Origin of the sequence: Vibrio atlanticus, assembly GCF_024347315.1 — a bacterium.
Lineage (GTDB): Bacteria > Pseudomonadota > Gammaproteobacteria > Enterobacterales > Vibrionaceae > Vibrio > Vibrio atlanticus.
The window spans coordinates 121,118-140,712 of the sequence record NZ_AP025460.1; the positions used below are offsets into that span (position 1 = coordinate 121,118).

Genomic DNA, 19,595 nt, shown 5'->3' on the forward strand with positions numbered 1-19,595 from the left:
GCGCAAGGAGATCAGTGATGAGAAATATAATTGAACCACTCCAAGCGTGGTGGACTTCAATAAGTCAAAGAGAGCAACGATTAGTCGTTGGTTGCTCAATTTTATTGGTAGTAGGTATCGTTTATTGGGGGCTAATACAGCCCCTCAGTCAGCGAGCTGAACTGGCACAGAGTCGCATTCAAAGTGAAAAGCAACTACTGGCTTGGGTTACCAATAAAGCCAATGAGGTGGTTGAACTAAGAGGCAATGGTGGCATTAGTGCTAGTCAGCCTCTGAATCAATCCGTGCCTGCATCTATGCGTCGCTTCAAGATCGAATTGATACGAGTGCAACCACGTGGCGAGATGCTGCAAGTGTGGATTAAACCTTTGCCATTTAATCAATTTGTTGATTGGCTGACATACCTGAAAGAAAAGCAGGGTGTTGAGGTTGAGTTTATGGATATTGATCGCTCTGATAGCCTTGGGGTTATTGACGTCAACCGACTACAGTTTAAATGAGGTTAATGTGAAACGCGGTTTATCTTTTAAGTATGGTTTGTTATTTAGCAGCATCTTTATCGTTTTTTTCTCGGTAAGTTTGTTGCTGCACTTGCCGGCTTCTTTTGTTCTCAAACATGCGCCCGTTGTACGAGGTTTAAGCATTGAAGGTGTTGAGGGCACGGTTTGGCAAGGTCGCGCTAACAATATTGCGTGGCAGCGTGTCAATTACGGCTCAGTGCAGTGGGACTTCCAGTTCTCTAAGCTATTCCAAGCCAAAGCAGAACTTGCGGTTCGCTTTGGACGTAACAGCGACATGAACTTATCTGGTAAAGGGCTTGTCGGGTATAGCATGAGCGGTGCTTACGCGGAAAACTTAGTGGCATCAATGCCAGCTAGTAACGTGATGAAGTATGCGCCAGCGATACCTGTGCCAGTGTCTATTGCAGGACAAGTTGAACTGACTATCAAACATGCGGTTCATGCTCAACCTTGGTGCCAATCGGGTGAAGGTACGCTTGCTTGGTCTGGCGCTGCGGTTGATTCTCCGGTTGGCTCGTTAGATTTTGGCCCTGTGATTGCTGACATCAGTTGTGAAAACAGCACTGTTTCAGCGAAAGGTAATCAGAAGAGTGCTCAAGTTGATAGTGAGTTTTCTGCGAGCGTAACGCCAAATCAAAGCTACACCTCGGCCGCATGGTTTAAACCGGGCGCTGAATTCCCACCTGCGATGCAGAGTCAGCTTAAGTGGTTGGACAACCCTGATAGCCAAGGTAAATACCAATTTACTTATCAAGGCCGTTTTTAGCTAAATAGCTAAGGGTTACTAAACGACGAAATATAAATAAAACGGGCACCTCAGTGAGGTGCCCGTTTTATTTGTTCTGAGAATCTAGAGGATATCTGACGGTTAAAGAGAGCAAGTAAGCCTAGTCTTTACCTTGCAAGATTTCTGCCCACGGTAAGTCAGCATCACCAAGTACAATGAAGTTCGGGTTCTCAAGCGTCTCTCTTTCATTGTACGAAAGCGGCTCTAACTGGGTACTTAAGATACGTCCGCCAGCTTCTTCAACAATGCACTGGGTTGCTGCGGTATCCCACTCTCCGGTTGGTCCAATACGTAGATAACAATCGACAGCTCCTTCTGCGACTAAACATGCCTTAAGCGCAGCAGAGCCAAGAGGAACTAAGTCGTAGTTCCAAGCAGAGCTCATACGGTTAGTGATTCGATTGATGTCTTGGCGACGGCTGATTGCCATCGCGATCGATTGGTTTGGTAGCTCGTGACGGTGCGTTTTGATTTTAACGCTGTCATTAAGGTCTGGAATTTTCCAAGCGCCTTTACCACTGTAAGCGTAATAGCTCACACCTGAAACCGGTGCGTACACGACGCCCATTACCGGCTTGTTGTGTTCGATTAGGGCAATGATTGTCGCGAAATCGCCACTTCGTGCGATGAACTCCTGTGTACCGTCCAGCGGGTCAACCAACCAGTAGCGATCCCATTGAGAACGTTGCTCTAGGCTGATATCAGCGGCTTCTTCCGATAACACCGGAATATCAGGTGTCAGTTCGCTAAGTTTTTTCGAGATCAGTTTATGAGCGGCGAGATCAGCACTAGTGACGGGCGTATCATCACTCTTGGTAAACTCTTCGTAATCTTTTTTCTCGTAGATCTCTAAGATCAGTTGCCCAGCAGAGCGAGCAATCTCAATGACAGAGGGCAGCAGGTGAGACAAATCTTTTGTTATTGGCATAAATATTCTCTTACTCTTCGAGTGATTCTGACTGTTTTAATTATTGTTTAATACGCGAAGGGCTAATAGTAGGGCGGTAATACTGCGAGCCTCACAGAAGTCGAGATGCGTTAACAGTTCTTCGGCTTGAGCAAGTGGCCAACGTACGATGTCTAGAGGCTCTGGTTCATCACCTTCTAGTTTCTCTGGGTAGAGCTCTTCTGCGATAAACAGCGTCATTTTGCTAGAGAAATAAGAGGGTGCAAGGATCACTTCTTTTAGAGGAGTAAGCTTGTTGGCACCAAAGCCAATCTCTTCTTTTAGTTCACGAACGGCGGCTTCATTTGGTTGTTCGCCTGGATCAATTAGACCTTTTGGGAAGCCGAGTTCATAGCGCTCTGTACCCGCAGCGTATTCACGTACTAACAGAATATCGCCTTGTTCAGTAATCGGAACCATCATGACTGCGTTTCGGCCGCTGGGCTTCATACGTTCGTAAGTGCGCTCTTCACCGTTTGAAAAGCGTAAATCGAGAGACTCGATCGAGAACAGTTTTGATTGAGCGACAGTTTGCTGAGCCAAAATTTCTGGTTTGGTCCTTTTTGTCATTGCGCTCACTCCTTAACTCATTGGAATTCTTTCTTATAAAGTCATTCTAATATAGGGGAAATGACGGTGAGTTCCTAGATCCCAGCTTTCATATCCTAGAATTATTGGAGCAGGAACCGATTGCGATCACTTGAATACCTTACTGCAAATGGTAACGCCTCACTATTGTTGGTATTGAACGGGAAATATACGGTTCAGGAGTGCTTCTGCTGTTTTAAACACAAAAAAAGGTTGATGCTTGCGCATCAACCTTTTGATTGAATCTTTAACTATCTACTGGCTAAGACTATATGAGTGCTTAGTCGTAGGAGCACTTAGTTGTAAAGTGCCTAGTAGTAAACATGATTAGTAGTAAGAGTGCTCACCGCGATCGTGTTCAGTTGCATCACGAACTGCTGTCAATTCACCTTCGAATTGTTGAAGAAGTTCTTTCTCGATGCCTTCTTTTAGCGTTACATCAACCATTGAGCAACCGTTACAACCACCGCCGAATGCAACGATAGCAGCACCTTCTTCAGTGATCTCTACTAGGCTAACGTGACCGCCGTGGCCAGCAAGCTGTGGGTTCACTTGGGTTTGGATTGCATACTCAACACGCTCTATCAGAGTTGCGTCGTCTGATACTTTACGCATTTTAGCGTTTGGTGCTTTAAGCGTTAGTTGAGAGCCCATTTTGTCAGTCACGAAGTCAATCTCAGCTTCGTCTAGGAATGGCAGGCTTAACTCATCTACGTATGCAGAGAATGCTTCGAAAGACAGTTTTGTATCAGACGCTTCGATAGCATCTGTTGGGCAGTAAGAAACACCACACTCAGCGTTTTGTGTGCCTGGGTTTACCACGAACACACGAATGTTTGTACCTTCAGGCTGCTGTGACAGCAGATTGGCAAAGTGAGTTTGAGCTGTTTCTGTAATAGTAATATTTGACACGACGAATACCTGAGTAGATTTGTAGGTTATTAGCGCCATTCTACTCCTGTCAGACTTGTAATTCAGCCCTTTTTTGTTGGATTGCTGTACAAGTATCGATTCACAGCTTCTATCCAGAGGGCTCAGGAGTGCGGCAGATGCAGTAAATATCAATCCTTTTCACACCTACTTCAAGTAGTAATTGGCATAATTGATACACTGTACTGCCTGTGGTTACAACATCATCAATTATCGCGACGTGAGAAGGGATAGCTCCTTGAAAGTCTTGTTTTCGAAGCGTAAAAGCACTCTTTAGATTGTGTAATCGTGCGGATTTAGTTAGCCCTTGCTGAGAAGCCGTTGGGCGAATTCGACGGAACAGCACCTCATCTTTAACGCCAAGTTCTCGAGCTGTGTAATTAGCAAGTAACTGACTTTGATTAAAGCCACGATGAATATATCGACGCCAATGCAAAGGGACACTGGTGATCAGCGGAGCAGGGTGCTCGATACGTGAAGCCAATAACTTTGACAGATCGCGTGCAAACCAAAACTTATCGGCGTACTTCATTTGCTGAATGTAACCTGCGGTTGGAAAGCTGTAGTCCCCAACACAATAGAGACGATGCCAAGGTGGAGGCTGTGATAAACATTGCCCGCACTGATCTACTGTGATCAGTGTTTTTAAGCCACATCGTTGGCAGCGAGGAACTGGATCAAAGAGTTTGAGACAAGAATTACACCATCTAGGGTGAGTATCGCTGTGCGACTTATCTAGCTTACACAGGTCGCATTGAGGTGTGACCAGACGTGGTGTGTGTTTTTGTAGCCAATCGGATAACATAGCTCGTGATGCTTTTGGGTTATGGTGTTCCTTTTACTCACAATACTGAAAAGCGCGGATTATCGCTGATGGAAAAAGTAGGGAATATCGAGAATGAGTGACACGTTATATTGGCATGTTTCTGGGCAAGGGCCTGATTTAGTGTTGGTTCACGGCTGGGGAATGAACGGTGCGGTATGGCAACAAACCGTTGATGCATTACAAGCTGATTTTCGAGTGCATGTTGTCGATTTACCAGGGTATGGACACAGCGCGCACTGCCACGCTCAAGATCTTGAAGAGATAGCTCAGCAACTATTGGCCGACGCGCCCAAGCAAGCGATTTGGGTTGGTTGGTCACTCGGAGGTTTGGTCGCGACGCACATGGCGTTGCATCACTCAGATTACGTAAGCAAATTGGTGACTGTTGCCAGTTCTCCTAAATTCGCCGCTGCAAAAGAACCCGTGTTATGGCGAGGCATTCAGCCAAACGTATTAAGTGCATTTACCGAACAGCTGGTTGAAGATTTCCAAACCACTATCGAACGCTTTATGGCACTGCAAGCCATGGGCAGCCCTTCTGCAAGGCAAGATGTAAAACAACTCAAGCAAGCGGTACTGTCTCGTCCGCTTCCGAATCCTGATTCTTTATTGGCCGGCTTAAAGATGCTGTCTGATGTTGACTTGCGTGAACAACTGCCGCAGATCTCTGTGCCTATGCTGCGTTTATACGGTCGATTAGATGGATTGGTGCCAATCAAGGTTGCAAAAGATTTGGGCAATGCTCTGCCTCATACTGAGCAATACATCTTCACGCAGTCTTCACATGCGCCGTTTATGACAGAAGCCGATGCCTTTTGCAGTGAACTAGTTAGCTTCGCGCAAAAATAATCACTAAATTTATTGCTGGATTGGTCGATATATAACCTAACCAACGTGTTGCATGATACTCAGACCTAACTCTCTCATGAGTTGATTGCGGTAAGTTGGGCTATGCCTGTTGTGCTGACTCAGTACGACAACGTTATGGCAACAGTGATGGGCGATTCTTGAGGAGAGTTCGCGATGATTGTGTCACCTGCAACTGCAGTAAGTGTGCCACTAATCGCCCCGTCCGTTAATGTGCAAACAGAGCAAGTTGCGCGTGATAATAGAGTCCGAGAACCTGTTGCTCCCGCAGTAGCATTGGCGAGAACCAATGCAGAGCGTAAGGTAAAATCAGACGATAAACGAAGGCAGCAGTCGGCTTGGGATCCTTCAGACCATCCAGGTTATGAAATGGAGAACGAGTCAGAGGCCAATTCGGTTAGCCATGAAAAGCCACAAGATCCTTTTGACAGGCTGTTCAGCTTATTGGCTCTGAGAACATACAGTGCTGATCAAGGAAAGGGCTATACCATGCGTTTCCGCCTGCCAAAGCATGTTTTAGATGCGGCGATTCAGGAGGGACAGATGGAGAAACGACGTAAGGTCATAAAATATCATTATGGTCATGCTGTTGCGCCTCATGCCCCATCTGAAATGTTAGTAGTGCTATGAATCGAAAATTCATGATTCAACTAAATTTCGATGTCTTTTTTGAACACATAATAAAAAAACCTGCATACCCTAAGGGATGCAGGTTTTCTGTTTTAAGCACATCCGTTTTGCAGACGAGCTAACGGATTACTTTTTCGCTTTAGCGAAGGCTGCTGCGAAAGCACCGCCCATTGCAGCGTTTTGTTGCGGCTCCTCACGACGGCGTTGTCCACCTTGTGAGTTTTGATTTGGTCGGCTTTGCGTACGAGGCGCACTTGAACGTTGCGCTCGGTTGTCTTGGCCTGGTTCATCTTTCATACGCATGCTTAGTGCGATACGTTTACGCTGAACATCCACTTCCATGATCTTCACTTTCACGATATCACCCGCTTTCACCACTTCTCGTGGGTCAGAGACAAAGCGATCGGTCAGCGCTGAAATGTGTACCAAGCCGTCTTGGTGAACACCAATATCGACGAACGCACCGAAGTTAGCCACGTTTGAAACCACGCCTTCTAAGATCATGCCAGGTTCCAAGTCAGACATGCTATTTACGCCATCGGCGAACGTTGCCGTCTTGAACTCAGGACGAGGATCTCGACCCGGTTTATCCAGTTCTTTGATGATGTCGGTTACCGTCGGTACACCGAAGTTCTCATTGGTGTAATCAACCGCATGTAAACCACGTAAGAAATCTGTGTTACCCACCAGAGATTTGATGTCTTTGTGGTTTTTCTCGGCGATGGTTTTCACCAATGGGTAAGCTTCTGGGTGAACCGATGATGCATCTAGCGGGTTCTTACCATCCATAATACGTAGGAAGCCAGCACACTGTTCAAAGGCTTTTGGCCCCAAACGAGCGACTTTCTTCAGCGTAGTACGCGCTTCGAAGCGACCATTCTCATCACGGAAATCCACGATGTTTTGAGCTATGGTGCTAGAAAGACCAGCGACACGAGTTAGAAGCGCAGCAGAAGCGGTATTCACATCAACACCAACGGCGTTTACACAGTCTTCGACAATCGCATCTAGGCGCTTAGCAAGCATGGTTTGGCTAACGTCGTGTTGGTATTGGCCCACACCGATCGATTTAGGGTCAATCTTCACAAGCTCTGCCAGTGGATCTTGTAGACGACGCGCAATAGACACCGCACCACGAATCGATACATCCATGTTCGGGAATTCTTTTGCCGCTAGCTCAGAAGCAGAATAAACCGATGCGCCCGCTTCGCTAACAATGATTTTCTGTGCTGTTAGGTTGCCACGCTTAATCACATCAGCCACGAAGCTGTCTGTTTCGCGTGAAGCCGTACCATTACCAATCGCAATCAAATCAACATTGAACTGACGAACCATCTGCTCAACAACGTGTGCAGATTTGTCGTATTGCTTTTGAGGTGGGTGAGGGTAAATGGTCTCTGTTGCCAGAACCTTACCGGTTGAATCCACCACGGCGATTTTCGAACCAGTACGTAAACCCGGATCCAAACCTAGGGTTGCACGAGGGCCAGCAGGCGCCGCCATTAGCAAGTCTTTAAGGTTGGTTGCGAACACTTCAATCGCTTCGATTTCACCGCGTTCTTTCATCGCGCCCATCAACTCAGTTTCCATGTGCATAGAAACCTTGATACGCCATGCCCAACTAATCACTTGCTTACGCCATGCATCTGCAGGAGCGCTGCTCAGGGTAATACCATAGTGATCAGAGATGATGTTTTCGCAGTATGAACCACGGACGCCTTCTTCTTGTTCTGGGTCTGCATTCATTGCCAACGTTAGGAAGCCTTCATTACGGCCACGCAACATGGCAAGCGCACGGTGAGAAGGGACTTTATTGAGTGTTTCGTTGTGTTCAAAATAGTCTTTGAACTTCTCGCCAGCTTGCTCTTTGCCTGCCACGACACGTGAAACGAGCTCAGAGTTACGTGTTAGATGTTGGCGAATCTTTTCAAGTAGGTTTGCGTCTTCTGCAATACGCTCCATCACGATTGCACGTGCTCCATCGAGTGCGGCTTTAGTATCAGCAATGCCTTTATCGCTGCTGATGAAGTTAGCGGCTTCGGTTTCAGGATCGTGCTGTGGTTCATTCCAAAGTGTATCGGCAAGTGGTTCTAAGCCTGCTTCGATTGCGATTTGACCTTTGGTACGACGCTTTGGTTTGTATGGCAGGTATAGATCTTCTAGGCGAGTCTTACTGTCGGCTTGAGTGATATCACGCTCCAGTTCTGGCGTGAGCTTGCCTTGGTCTTGAATCGATTTTAGGATCGTTTGGCGACGATCGTCTAGCTCGCGAAGGTATGAAAGGCGACTATCAAGGTTACGTAGTTGGGTATCGTCTAAGCCACCCGTGACTTCTTTACGGTAGCGGGCAATAAAGGGAACGGTATTACCGTCGTCAATTAGGTTTACTGCGGCGGTGACTTGCTCTGAACGAACATTCAGTTCTTCAGCAATCAGTCGACAGATAGCTTGGCTCATCCGATGAATCTCTTATTTAATATCATGACAAATACATGGGGGTGAGCGTACGCTTTTTCTAGCTTTGACTGTGTAATTATCCTGTCAGAAGTCCAATTTCCGTTTCTGATACCCACTTTGTGCGAGATCTCTCACACGTGGTGTGCGACTAAGTCACTTTAAATCGATGAAATCGTCTTAAAATAAACCTAAGTTACTGATTTTATTTGTTTGTGTGTTTGTGGGCGTATTTCTCACCTGAAATGTTTTTTGGGACTGTCTAGGAAACTTGCCCAAATACCGTAATATTTAACTTGTCGACAGGGAGTTGGCAGGAACAGGAAAAAGCCTAACGGACTAGGTATCTTCAGGATGAAGATTTGATTACTTAGGATGAGTGGTCAGCAAGGAAGTGATAATCTCTGGATGAGATTCGCCAGTCAGGATGACAGGCTAGAATGGACACCGCTAGGATGGCGATGAACAAAAAGGAAATTGGTTAAAGGATTTAGCCACTATCAAGGACAGATGCAGGGAGCACCTTATCTCGAAGAGATAAACAGTAGCCGGATTGCTGCGATAGAGACTTAACCCCGTCAGGCGAAAGCCTAGCGGGGTTTTCTTTTATCTGGCGTTTGGGTTTGCTTGAACACTCAGCTCATCGCTAAGTGTTTATTAGGTTTGATTATTCGTCGTCTGCGTAGTGAATCGAATTGATAAACCATTCTTTTATGCCTTCCGGGGTCTTCACCTCGAACTCATCGTCGACTTCCTTTTTAAGTAAAGCTCTAGCCATAGGTGAGTCGATAGAGATATAGCCTTTGGCATCGCCGTAGATCTCTTCAGGTCCTACAATGCGAAACTTCTTAATTTCCCCATCATCATTCTCAATTTCGACCCAAGCACCGAAAAATACCTTACCTTCCTGTTGTGGCGAGTAATCCACGATAGTGACATCTGGTAGGAATTTGCGTAGGAAACGCACTCGGCGATCAATCTGACGAAGCAAACGCTTATTGAAGGTGTAATCTGCGTTTTCTGAACGATCTCCAAGGCTTGCAGCCCAAGTGACTATCTTAGTGATTTCAGGACGCTTCTCGTGCCATAAGTGGTCATGTTCTGCTTTGAGCTTGTTATAACCTTCGCGGGTGATAAGTTTGGTTTTCATAAATCTGACTTAATGAAATGATGATCTAAGATAGAATATATAGAAAGGCAACATACGTTAACAATTATTTAGGCGACTTTTCCCTCAATGATGTTACATTTTTAATGTATTGAACTCATTAGACTGTGCCCAAAAGCTTATAACCCAATAAGCGATTAATAGGTGGAACCATTACATGCAAGAAAACTACAAAATTTTAGTGGTCGATGACGATGCTCGTTTACGTGCACTGCTAGAACGCTATCTGTCAGAGCAAGGCTTTCAAGTGCGTAGCGTGGCAAACAGTGAGCAGATGGACCGCCTGTTAACCCGTGAAAACTTTCACTTGATGGTATTGGATTTAATGTTGCCGGGCGAAGACGGTCTTTCTATCTGTCGTCGTCTAAGAAACGCAAACAACTCGCTACCAATCCTGATGCTGACCGCAAAAGGTGACGAAGTGGATCGCATCGTGGGTTTGGAAGTGGGTGCTGATGATTACCTGCCAAAACCATTTAACCCACGTGAACTGCTTGCTCGTATCAAAGCGGTAATGCGTCGCCAAGTGATTGAAGCACCGGGCGCGCCAAGCACAGAAGAGTCTGTGGTTGAGTTTGGTGAGTTCCGCCTAAACCTAGGTACACGTGAAATGTTCCGCGGTGAAGAGCCTATGCCTCTTACCTCAGGTGAATTTGCGGTTCTGAAGTCACTGGTCACTAACGCTCGTGAGCCAATGTCTCGCGATAAGCTGATGAACATGGCGCGTGGCCGTGAGTATTCAGCGATGGAACGTTCTATCGATGTTCAGATTTCGCGTTTGCGTCGTCTAGTAGAAGAAGATCCAAGTAAACCTCGTTATATCCAAACGGTGTGGGGCTTGGGTTATGTATTCGTTCCAGATGGCAAAGCTGTGTAATCTAGCTTTGCTCGTTCTGTGATTCAGAATTTCTTATTTACGGGTCATCTCATTAATATGCGATGGCCCGTTTTGTATTCAGCACAATGAGAGATACCAATCGTAGTAAATAACTGCTCATCCTAGCTTGTTAAAACGCTCGATAACTTCGTTAGAAATTTTGATTGTAAAATAACTACTTATCAAAAATTGCAGCCTTGTTCTCAAGCCTTTTTTCGGCGCTATTTATGATCATTTACTTACTGTGATTGGTATTACAGCTATAGTTCCCACTATATCCCTTTATCACCCCTCACTTTAGGTCTTCTATGCGCATACGTAGCTCCTTTACTCAGTCGATAGTGCTCTTCTTAACCCTGTTGGTTGCGAGCCAAATTTTTTCGTATTACGCGGTGTTCAATTATGCATTGATGCCGAGTTTGCAGCAGTTTAATAAGATTTTGGCTCACGAACTAAACCTAGTATTGGACCAAGGCAGTGATATCGAGATTGATGCGCCACTGCGTCAGCGTGTACTTGAGCAACTTGGAGTAACGGTTCATGCCAAGGACAGTGAAGCGTCGGGCGAGTACTACCATGCGGTCGCGATAGACCTGATGAGTGAGGAGATGACCAAAGAGCTCGGCTCTGAAACCGAAGTGCGATTGGTTTTGGGCAAAGAAAGTTACGTGTTGTGGATGGACATTGCGCAGTTGCCTAACTCCTTGATTCGTATTCCCCTGTCTGAGCTACAAGAAGAAGACTTTGCGCCTCTATTTCGTAACAGCCTGATCATGGCGTTGTTGATTGTTGCTGGTGGGTGGCTGTTTATCCGCTTGCAAAATCGGCCGTTGATAGCCCTAGAGAAAGCCGCGCAAGGTGTTGGGCGAGGTGATATTCCACCGCCCTTACCAGTACAAGGTGCACAAGAGATTCGCTCGGTAACTCGAGCCTTTAATCAGATGTCGAAAGGCATTCAAGAACTCGAAGAAGATAGAGCCCTACTCATGGCGGGTATCAGCCATGATCTGCGTACACCACTCACGCGTATTCGCTTGGCGACTGAGATGATGTCGCCAGAAGACAGTTATCTAGCGGAAGGGATCATCAGTGATACTGAAGAGTGCAATGAGATCATCAGTCAGTTTATGGATTACCTAAAACCTGTGGACCGAGACTCATTCCAGGCGGTATTTGTCGATGATATTGCGCGCGAGGTCTCTAGCTCTGAAGGAGGCTATGAGGTTCAGATTGAAACCGATATTCCAGAAACCATGAAACCTGCGTTGGGCAACCCGATTGCGATGAAACGTGCAGTGAGTAACTTGGTGGTGAACGCGCTGCGCTATGGTAATGGTTGGGTCAAGGTATCGACCGGTATGACTGCAGACAATAAGTTAGCTTGGGTGACGGTAGAAGATAATGGTCCAGGCATCCCACAAGACCAAGTCGGTAAGTTGTTTGAACCCTTCACCCGTGGTGATACAGCTCGTGGCAGTGAAGGGACTGGTCTAGGCTTGGCAATTGTGAAACGCATCGTCAGCCAGCATCAAGGTGCGGTGGTGGTGAATAACCGCAGTGAAGGTGGTTTGAAAGCGCAGATCAGTTTCCCGGTAAAGCCTTAGCTATCATCGGTCTGTATTATGGCAACGGGTTCGGTTCGGGGAACGATTAAGAGATCCTCGACTCGGTCATTCTTCCCTCTCGAGGAATCTCGCTCTTGCTTGATGAAAGTAACGCACATTAAAAAGGCTTCCTTGAGGGACTGTCTCTTATACACAAATCCCTAAGCCACGCTTGGGGATTTTTTTTGAACTATTTTTAGGTTTCATGATCTGATCATCTAAGCAATGACAAGGATGATTATCATGACCTATATAGAGCCAACCCTTTGGGCACAAAAACAGTTCGGTCAAGCCCACCTTAATGACCCTAGACGCACTCAAAGACTCGTTGCTCTCGCAGCCTCACTGGCCGAGCAGCCTGGCGTACCCGTCTCGAAACTCATTATCTCCCCTGCTGAAATGGAAGGGGCTTATCGCTTCATCCGTAATGAGCAAATCAAAGCAGAAGATATCGCAGAAGCGGGTTTTTATGTCACCGCACAAGAAGCATTAGAGCAACAAACACTTCTTGCCTTAGAAGACACCACTTCTCTCAGTTACTCCCATCGCAGCATTCGAGATGAACTCGGGCACTCCAATCAAGGCAATCGACATCGCGCCATGTTCGTACACTCAACCTTACTTTTTGCTCCCGACACTCAATCTGTTATTGGTTTAATTGAACAACAGCGCTGGACTCGTGATATAGAAAAGCGAGGTCAAAGGCACCAGCATGCGACTCGACCATACAAAGAGAAAGAAAGTTATAAGTGGGAACAAGCCTCTCGCCATGTCGCTGAGCGACTTGGCGATAAAATTTCGGATGTCATTTCTGTGTGCGATAGAGAAGCCGACCTATTTGAATACCTCACTTACAAGCGAGAGCAACAACAAAGGTTCCTCGTTCGCTCAATGCAAAGCCGCTGTATTGAAGAGCATGATAATCGTCTTTATAGCTATGCCTCTACCCTGTTATCAGCCGGAGAGAAAGTGCTCGAAATACCGCAAAAAGGCGGTCGTAAAGCTCGCAAGGCTCATTTAGATATCAAATATGCCCCCGTGACACTCAAGTCTCCTGCTAACAAGAAAGAGTTCGATAACATTCCGCTTTACTACGTGGGATGTATAGAACAAGGAGAGAGTGGTAATAAGCTCGCATGGCACTTACTGACTTCAGAGCCGATAACGAGCAAGGAAGAGGCACTCAAAATCGTCAGTTATTATGAGCGGCGCTGGCTAATAGAAGATTTTCATAAAGTCTGGAAAAGTGAAGGGACTGAAGTTGAGCAACTGAGAATGCAAAGTAAGGATAACTTAGAAAGGCTCAGCGTCGTTTTGGCTTTTATCGCGACTCGGTTACTCCAGTTGAGGTTTATGAATGAATCAGACGAGTTATCTAAGAGCAGTTGTGAGCAGGTATTAAAAGGCAAAGCGTGGAAGTTAATGTGGCTCAAGTTGGAGAGCAAAAAACTACCGAAAGAAGCGCCTAATATATCATGGGCTTACAACGGTATTGCTCGGTTAGGTGGTTGGAAGAATACCAAGCGAACAGGTCGCGCTTCTATAAAGACGTTATGGCAAGGATGGCTTAGGTTACAAACCATCCTTGAAGGGTATGAACTCGCTAAGTCTCTTGATTAACCAGACTTGTGATCAAGAGACAGTCCTTGAGGGAAGCCTTTTTACGTTTTGGATGACGTTAGTTTTGCTAATTAAGCCTTAGAGTAAACATCGCGTTCACCCAACCAGCGGTTGATGATTGCCTTGGCGTTGTCTGGGTAGCTATCGTGGATATGACGCGCGATACGCTGCACTTCAGGTATCAAACGCTGGTCACGAACTAAGTCGGCAATCTTGAAGTCAGCCAAGCCTGTTTGTTTGGTACCAAGCAATTCACCGGGGCCACGAATCTCTAAATCTCTTTGAGCTATCACAAAGCCATCGTTACTTTCACGAAGTACCCCTAATCGCTTCTGAGCGGTTTTAGACAGCGGAGAGTGATACAGCAGTACACAATGGCTCGCGACTGAACCACGGCCAACACGGCCACGCAGTTGGTGGAGTTGCGCTAGACCAAGACGCTCTGGGTTCTCGATGATCATTAAGCTCGAATTCGGTACATCCACACCGACTTCAATCACGGTTGTAGCAACTAACAGGTGCAGCTTGTTCTCTTTGAACTCTCGCATCACCGCTTGTTTCTCGGCGGGTTTCATACGGCCATGGACTAAACCAATTTTTACGTCAGGCAGTTTGCGTTGCAGCTCTTCTGCTGTATCCGCTGCAGCTTGAGCTTCCAGTACTTCCGATTCATCAATCAGCGTACATACCCAGTAGGCTTGCTTGCCTTCATTGAGACACGCATTTTTCACACGTTCAACAATGTCATCGCGCTTGGTATCAGGAATCGCTACGGTTTGAATTGGGGTTCGTCCCGGTGGCAGTTCATCAATAATCGAAGTTTCGAGGTCGGCATAGGCCGTCATTGCTAACGTTCGTGGGATTGGAGTGGCGGTCATGACTAACTGATGGGGGTAGTAGCCTTGCTTTGCGCCTTTCTCACGCAGTTCTAATCGCTGGTGGACGCCAAATCGGTGTTGCTCATCAATGATCACTAAACCAAGGTTTTTGAACTCGACATGTTCTTGAAACAAGGCATGTGTGCCGACGATCATCTGAGCTTCGCCGCTGACAATACGTGCTAGCTCTGTTTCGCGAGCTTTGCCTTTGAGTTTGCCCGCTAGCCAGCCGACTTGAATGCCCATCGCTTCAAACCAATTGGCAAAGTTGATCGCGTGCTGCTCTGCCAATAGCTCGGTTGGTGCCATCAGTGCCACTTGCTGACCATGTTCGAGTGCGCGAACGGCTGCCAGTGCGGCGACTAAGGTTTTACCTGAACCTACATCACCCTGTACTAAACGCATCATAGGGTGTGGCTTTTCAAGGTCAGCTTCGATCTCTTTGGTTACTCGTGCTTGTGCGTTGGTTGGCGAGAATGGCAGCTGAGCTAACAGTTTATCTTTGAGGGTGTTCACCGGAGGAAAAGGCATTGCCTTGTCTTGCTGCCCTTTGCTACGAACAGACAACATCGACAGGTTTTGAGCCAGTAACTCTTCCATAATCAGGCGCAGTTGCGCAGGGTGTTTTCCTTCATCAAACAGCTCTAGGTCAATGCCCGGGGGCGGCCTGTGAATGGTATGCAGTGCTTGTGCGAGGGTAATTTGGTGGTCGTATAGACCAGACGGTAGCAGCTCATTGACGGCTGCTTTATCGATTAACTCTAGAGCTTGGTCTGTGAGGTTACGTAGCGTGACTTGTCTTAGCCCTTCAGTGGTTGGATACACCGGAGTCAGGTTGGCTTCAACGTCTGGTTGTTGCCTAGGAGCAAAGAATTTGTAATCCGGATGGACAATCTCAAGCCCCATATTGCCGCGCTTGATCTCACCATAAGCATGCACTTGTTTGCCTTCGGCAAAGTTATTCTTCATTCCTGCAGTAAAGTTGAAAAAGCGCAGAGTAATCGTGCCGTTACCGTCGCTGATCTTTACTGCGAGCATCTTACGTTTACCGAAAATGGTATCAACATGCATCACCTTGCCTTGCACAGCAGCCCACAGCCCGGCATGCAGCTTTACGATGGGATAGATACGAGTTCTATCTTCATAGCGCAAAGGCAGATGAAATAACAGGTCTTGTACATTGTTAAGCCCAACCTTTTCCAGTTTCTCTGCGACTTTTGCGCCGACTCCAGATAAAGAGTTGAGAGGGATAGCAGATAAAAGCTGTGACATAACAAGGCTCATAAACGTAAGAGAGATAATCTATTCAAGCATTTTACTGGATTTTTGTACAGGCATGAATAGCATGAAGCTAGGGGAACTCTAGAATCGCAGCCACAAAAAAATCCCCTTAAGCGATAAAACATTAAGGGGATTTCAATTCTTAGCAAAGTTGCCAATAAATTCGAACGTTAGTTCTTACGACGTCTTACTTTGAGCGCGTGTGGCATCACACGTAGCTTCTTCATAATGCTCGCTAAATGAACACGATCTTTCGTGGTCAACAAGATAGTCACTGTGTACAAGCGTCCGTCACGTTCTTCGGTTGAAATACCGTGAATGTTCGAGCCGGTTTTCGAGATAACGTTAGTTAGCTCAGCCAGCGCACCTTGATGGTTCTGTAATTCGACCTGAAGTTCAGCAGTGAACTCTTGGTTGTAATCGTCAGACCATTCAACCGCCATGTATTTATCCGGTTCTTTCTGGTAACCACGAACGTTTGGACACGTTTCACGGTGCACCACAAGACCACGACCTGGAGATACATGAGCAATAATGTGATCATCTGGAATCGGGTGACAACAGTTGGCGAACGTCAGTAATAGGCCTTCAGCACCACGGATAGGTAATTTCTTCCTAGGCGTATCGCTGTTGTTTGCCACTTCAGTCAGTTCGTCAGCATCGCCCAATAAACGACGAGCAATAACGATACTCATCAGCTCACCAAGACCAATCGATGCTAGCAAGTCTTCAATGTTATCGAGACGTAGATCAGACAATACATGTTCGATATTCTCTTGACCGACATCGGCAATAGAGTGTTCACCAAGTGCATGGTTCAGTAGGCGACGGCCAAGGGTAATCGACTCTTCACGACGCATCGTTTTCAGGACCTGACGGATCTTCGTACGCGCACGTGAGGTCACTACGTAGTTGAGCCATGCTGCATTCGGACGTGCGCCCGGAGCACTGATGATCTCAATAGTTTGGCCATTCTTCAGCGATTTGCTGAGTGGGTAAGGGTTCATGTCTACACGAGCACCGACACACATGTTGCCGACGTCGGTATGTACCGCGTAAGCAAAATCGACTGCTGTTGCGCCTGCTGGAAGTTCGACAATACGACCTTTCGGCGTGAATACGAAGATCTCATCTGGGAACAGATCAGATTTAACATTTTCAATGAATTCGAATGAGTTACCTGCGCTTTGTTGCAGCTCAAGTAAGCTCTGCATCCAACGTTGTGCTTTAACCTGTGCGGTTGTCCCGTTGCTACTGCGTGAGCCATTACCTTTGTACGACCAGTGCGCCGCGACACCTTTATCTGCCATTTGCTCCATATCTTCAGTACGGATTTGGACCTCAACTGGCACCCCGTGAGGGCCGATCATTGACGTGTGCAGAGATTGGTAGCCGTTGGCTTTTGGTACCGCAATATAGTCTTTCATTCGGCCAGGACGAGGCTTGTACAGGCTGTGAGCCTGACCAAGTACGCGATAACAAGTATCTGGGGTATCAACCACTACGCGGAAAGCGTAGATGTCCATAATGGTGTGGAAGCGCTGCTCTTTGGTTTTCATCTTGTTATAGATGGAGAACAGATTCTTCTCACGACCAAGTACGCGAGCAGGTAAACCGACTTCTTCAAGGCGGCCTTCGATTTCGCTATGGATACGTTGGATCATCTCCTTACGGTTACCACGCGCAGCTTTCACTACGTTTTTCAGGACGCGATAACGGTTAGGATAAAGGGCTTCGAAGCCCAACTCTTCTAGTTCTGTCTTGATGTTATGAATACCAAGACGATGAGCTAGCGGAGAATAAATCTCTAGGGTTTCACGAGCAATACGACGCTTCTTATCAGGACGAAGTGCCCCAAGCGTACGCATGTTGTGAGTACGGTCAGCTAATTTGATCAAGATAACGCGGATGTCTTGCACCATCGCGAGAACCATCTTACGGAAGTTCTCTGCTTGCGCTTCTTTGCGATCACGAAATTTAAGCTTATCCAGCTTAGATACACCATCAACCAGTTCAGCAACGGTATTGCCGAATTGAGCTTCTAGCTCCTCTTTTGTAACTTCAGTGTCTTCAATTACATCGTGGAGTAGGGCTGCTTGCAGAGTTTCGATATCCAGACGCATTTCTGCCAGGATTCTTGAAACAGCTACAGGGTGAATAATGTATGGTTCACCCGTTGAACGGGTTTGCCCTTCATGGGCGTCTCTCGCTACCACATAAGATTGACGCAGAGCCTCAACTTGAGGCTCTGTTAGGTATTCTTGGGCAACGTCTTTGAGGCTATCGAATAGATACAAATTAAAGGCCCGGAAGGTTAATTAGTTCGAATGACGTTGATTCTATCAGCGAATATGAGCTATCGAGTGTGAGCGATGCTGCTTACTGCTGCAAGCTCAGCCGCTTCTTGCTCTTGTTGCTCTTGACGCTCACGAGCATCTAGTACGTCTTTAGTGATAAGACCTTCTTCGATTTCGCGAAGAGCGATAACCGTTGGCTTATCGTTTTCTTCAGGCACTAGTGAATCTTTGCCGCCAGTTTGCATTTGACGTGCGCGGCGAGCCGCAATAAGAACTAGGTCGAAACGGTTGCCAACTTTTTCAACAGCGTCTTGAACAGTTACGCGTGCCATGAGGACTCCAAATAGTAATTAACTAATAAATTTTTGATGACGAGAAAGTATACAAGTTTAACTAGAGACTTTCTAGTTCACCGTATACTTATCTCAATGGAAAATCTAGGGGATCTAGATTATTCCGCCAATAAAGCAGTAAGCATGCCGCTGTATTTCGCTGCTTGCTTATCTTCTTTTAAGCGCTCCGCACGAATGATAGCTCTGAAGTCCATTAGGGCTGCATCAAAGTCATCATTCACGATCACATAATCGTATTCTGCATAGTGAGAAATCTCAGATTTTGCTTCGCTCATGCGTTTTGCAATAACTTCGTCGCTGTCTTGACCGCGAACATTCAAACGACGCTCTAGCTCGCCATTTGATGGTGGAAGAATGAAGACACTCTTCGCTTGAGGCATTTGTTCACGGATCTGACGAGCACCTTGCCAGTCGATATCTAGGAATACATCGATACCGCGGTCTAGGTTTTCTTCAATCCAAACGCGTGAAGTACCGTAGTAGTTGCCGAAAACTTCAGCGTACTCTAGGAATTCACCTTTATTAATAAGGTCTTCAAAATGATGCTTCTCTACGAAGTGGTAGTGAACACCATTTTCTTCACCAGGGCGCATACCGCGAGTGGTGTGTGAAACAGATACCTTCATTGCGTAGGTTGGATTGGTTTCTAGCATTGCTGAGATCAAGCTCGACTTACCTGCGCCACTAGGTGCAGATACGATGTAAAGAGTACCTTTGCCCATCTGTATATTTCCACTGTTGGTTGGATTGAGTGAGGGCGATAAACCGACACTATAAAAGATAGCACTGACTCTAATTTTTGTTCCGATGGTTGCATCTAAAAAGGGATAACAAGTAAAACTAATAGAGACAACTGGTGAAAATTAGGTCAGAAAAATGGAGGCGAAGAGTAGCATATTTAGATGATTGAGAACAACTGGCTTGATCGTTATTTATTCTCAAATGATCCTTTGTCTGATCTTCCTATA

17 protein-coding genes are annotated in these 19,595 nt (G+C 46.4%); 7 read left to right on the forward strand and 10 right to left on the reverse strand.

Annotated features, from left to right (window positions below; translation table 11 throughout):
* Nucleotides 1-17 precede the first annotated feature (17 nt).
* Nucleotides 18-500, forward strand: coding sequence for a type II secretion system protein M (locus OCV30_RS00540; protein WP_065679091.1), 483 nt, complete (start codon nucleotides 18-20; stop codon nucleotides 498-500).
* Nucleotides 501-507: 7 nt separating this feature from the next.
* Nucleotides 508-1,287: a type II secretion system protein N gene (locus OCV30_RS00545; protein WP_065679090.1), complete on the forward strand. Its 780-nt coding sequence runs from the start codon at nucleotides 508-510 to the stop codon at nucleotides 1,285-1,287.
* A gap of 121 nt (nucleotides 1,288-1,408) precedes the next feature.
* Here the strand turns inward: OCV30_RS00545 and cysQ are convergent, their stop codons facing one another.
* The 4 genes from cysQ to OCV30_RS22875 all read right to left on the reverse strand — a co-directional run bounded on the left by cysQ (nucleotide 1,409) and on the right by OCV30_RS22875 (nucleotide 4,577).
* Nucleotides 1,409-2,236 carry a 3'(2'),5'-bisphosphate nucleotidase CysQ gene (gene cysQ, locus OCV30_RS00550; RefSeq protein ID WP_009848015.1) on the reverse strand — a complete coding sequence of 276 codons (828 nt, stop codon included), beginning with the start codon at nucleotides 2,234-2,236 and terminating at the stop codon, nucleotides 1,409-1,411.
* A gap of 36 nt (nucleotides 2,237-2,272) precedes the next feature.
* Nucleotides 2,273-2,824 carry an ADP compounds hydrolase NudE gene (nudE, locus tag OCV30_RS00555; RefSeq protein ID WP_009848014.1) on the reverse strand — a complete coding sequence of 184 codons (552 nt, stop codon included), beginning with the start codon at nucleotides 2,822-2,824 and terminating at the stop codon, nucleotides 2,273-2,275.
* A gap of 345 nt (nucleotides 2,825-3,169) precedes the next feature.
* Complete coding sequence (nfuA, locus tag OCV30_RS00560) at nucleotides 3,170-3,754, reverse strand: Fe-S biogenesis protein NfuA (RefSeq protein ID WP_009848013.1); 585 nt, start codon at nucleotides 3,752-3,754, stop codon at nucleotides 3,170-3,172.
* Between the two features lie 109 nt (nucleotides 3,755-3,863).
* Nucleotides 3,864-4,577, reverse strand: coding sequence for a ComF family protein (locus OCV30_RS22875; protein WP_167351953.1), 714 nt, complete (start codon nucleotides 4,575-4,577; stop codon nucleotides 3,864-3,866).
* Between the two features lie 93 nt (nucleotides 4,578-4,670).
* On the opposite strand from OCV30_RS22875, the gene bioH reads away from it, so the two are divergent.
* Together bioH and OCV30_RS00575 are read left to right on the forward strand one after the other, a co-directional pair.
* Complete coding sequence (gene bioH, locus OCV30_RS00570) at nucleotides 4,671-5,447, forward strand: pimeloyl-ACP methyl ester esterase BioH (protein WP_065679089.1); 777 nt, start codon at nucleotides 4,671-4,673, stop codon at nucleotides 5,445-5,447.
* Nucleotides 5,448-5,621: 174 nt separating this feature from the next.
* Complete coding sequence (locus OCV30_RS00575; protein ID WP_009848010.1) at nucleotides 5,622-6,095, forward strand: hypothetical protein; 474 nt, start codon at nucleotides 5,622-5,624, stop codon at nucleotides 6,093-6,095.
* Nucleotides 6,096-6,221: 126 nt separating this feature from the next.
* Here the strand turns inward: OCV30_RS00575 and OCV30_RS00580 are convergent, their stop codons facing one another.
* Together OCV30_RS00580 and greB are read right to left on the reverse strand one after the other, a co-directional pair.
* The gene (locus tag OCV30_RS00580; protein ID WP_065679088.1) at nucleotides 6,222-8,552 is read right to left on the reverse strand and encodes a Tex family protein; all 2,331 of its coding nucleotides are present in this window, start codon (nucleotides 8,550-8,552) and stop codon (nucleotides 6,222-6,224) included.
* A gap of 664 nt (nucleotides 8,553-9,216) precedes the next feature.
* Nucleotides 9,217-9,699 (reverse strand): transcription elongation factor GreB, encoded by a 483-nt coding sequence (gene greB / locus OCV30_RS00585; protein ID WP_065679087.1) that lies wholly within the window; start codon nucleotides 9,697-9,699, stop codon nucleotides 9,217-9,219.
* 175 nt (nucleotides 9,700-9,874) lie between these two features.
* Between greB and ompR the strand changes: the two genes are divergently transcribed.
* The 3 genes from ompR to OCV30_RS00600 all read left to right on the forward strand — a co-directional run bounded on the left by ompR (nucleotide 9,875) and on the right by OCV30_RS00600 (nucleotide 13,818).
* Nucleotides 9,875-10,594, forward strand: coding sequence for an osmolarity response regulator transcription factor OmpR (ompR, locus tag OCV30_RS00590; protein WP_009848007.1), 720 nt, complete (start codon nucleotides 9,875-9,877; stop codon nucleotides 10,592-10,594).
* 308 nt (nucleotides 10,595-10,902) lie between these two features.
* On the forward strand, nucleotides 10,903-12,198 hold the full coding sequence (gene envZ, locus OCV30_RS00595; protein ID WP_065679086.1) for a two-component system sensor histidine kinase EnvZ: 1,296 nt from the start codon (nucleotides 10,903-10,905) through the stop codon (nucleotides 12,196-12,198).
* A 243-nt stretch (nucleotides 12,199-12,441) separates the two neighbouring features.
* Nucleotides 12,442-13,818, forward strand: a complete 1,377-nt coding sequence (locus OCV30_RS00600; protein ID WP_102265919.1) for an IS4 family transposase — start codon at nucleotides 12,442-12,444, stop codon at nucleotides 13,816-13,818.
* Nucleotides 13,819-13,889: 71 nt separating this feature from the next.
* Here the strand turns inward: OCV30_RS00600 and recG are convergent, their stop codons facing one another.
* From recG to gmk, 4 genes are all read right to left on the reverse strand, one after another.
* The gene (gene recG / locus OCV30_RS00605; RefSeq protein ID WP_065678262.1) at nucleotides 13,890-15,968 is read right to left on the reverse strand and encodes an ATP-dependent DNA helicase RecG; all 2,079 of its coding nucleotides are present in this window, start codon (nucleotides 15,966-15,968) and stop codon (nucleotides 13,890-13,892) included.
* A gap of 179 nt (nucleotides 15,969-16,147) precedes the next feature.
* Complete coding sequence (gene spoT / locus OCV30_RS00610; RefSeq protein WP_012603022.1) at nucleotides 16,148-18,274, reverse strand: bifunctional GTP diphosphokinase/guanosine-3',5'-bis pyrophosphate 3'-pyrophosphohydrolase; 2,127 nt, start codon at nucleotides 18,272-18,274, stop codon at nucleotides 16,148-16,150.
* Between the two features lie 59 nt (nucleotides 18,275-18,333).
* Entirely contained in the window at nucleotides 18,334-18,606 is a 273-nt protein-coding gene (gene rpoZ / locus OCV30_RS00615) for a DNA-directed RNA polymerase subunit omega (protein WP_009848003.1), read from the reverse strand.
* A 119-nt stretch (nucleotides 18,607-18,725) separates the two neighbouring features.
* A complete protein-coding gene (gene gmk / locus OCV30_RS00620) occupies nucleotides 18,726-19,349 on the reverse strand; it encodes a guanylate kinase (RefSeq protein ID WP_009848002.1) in 624 nt (207 codons plus the stop codon).
* Nucleotides 19,350-19,595: the final 246 nt, after the last annotated feature.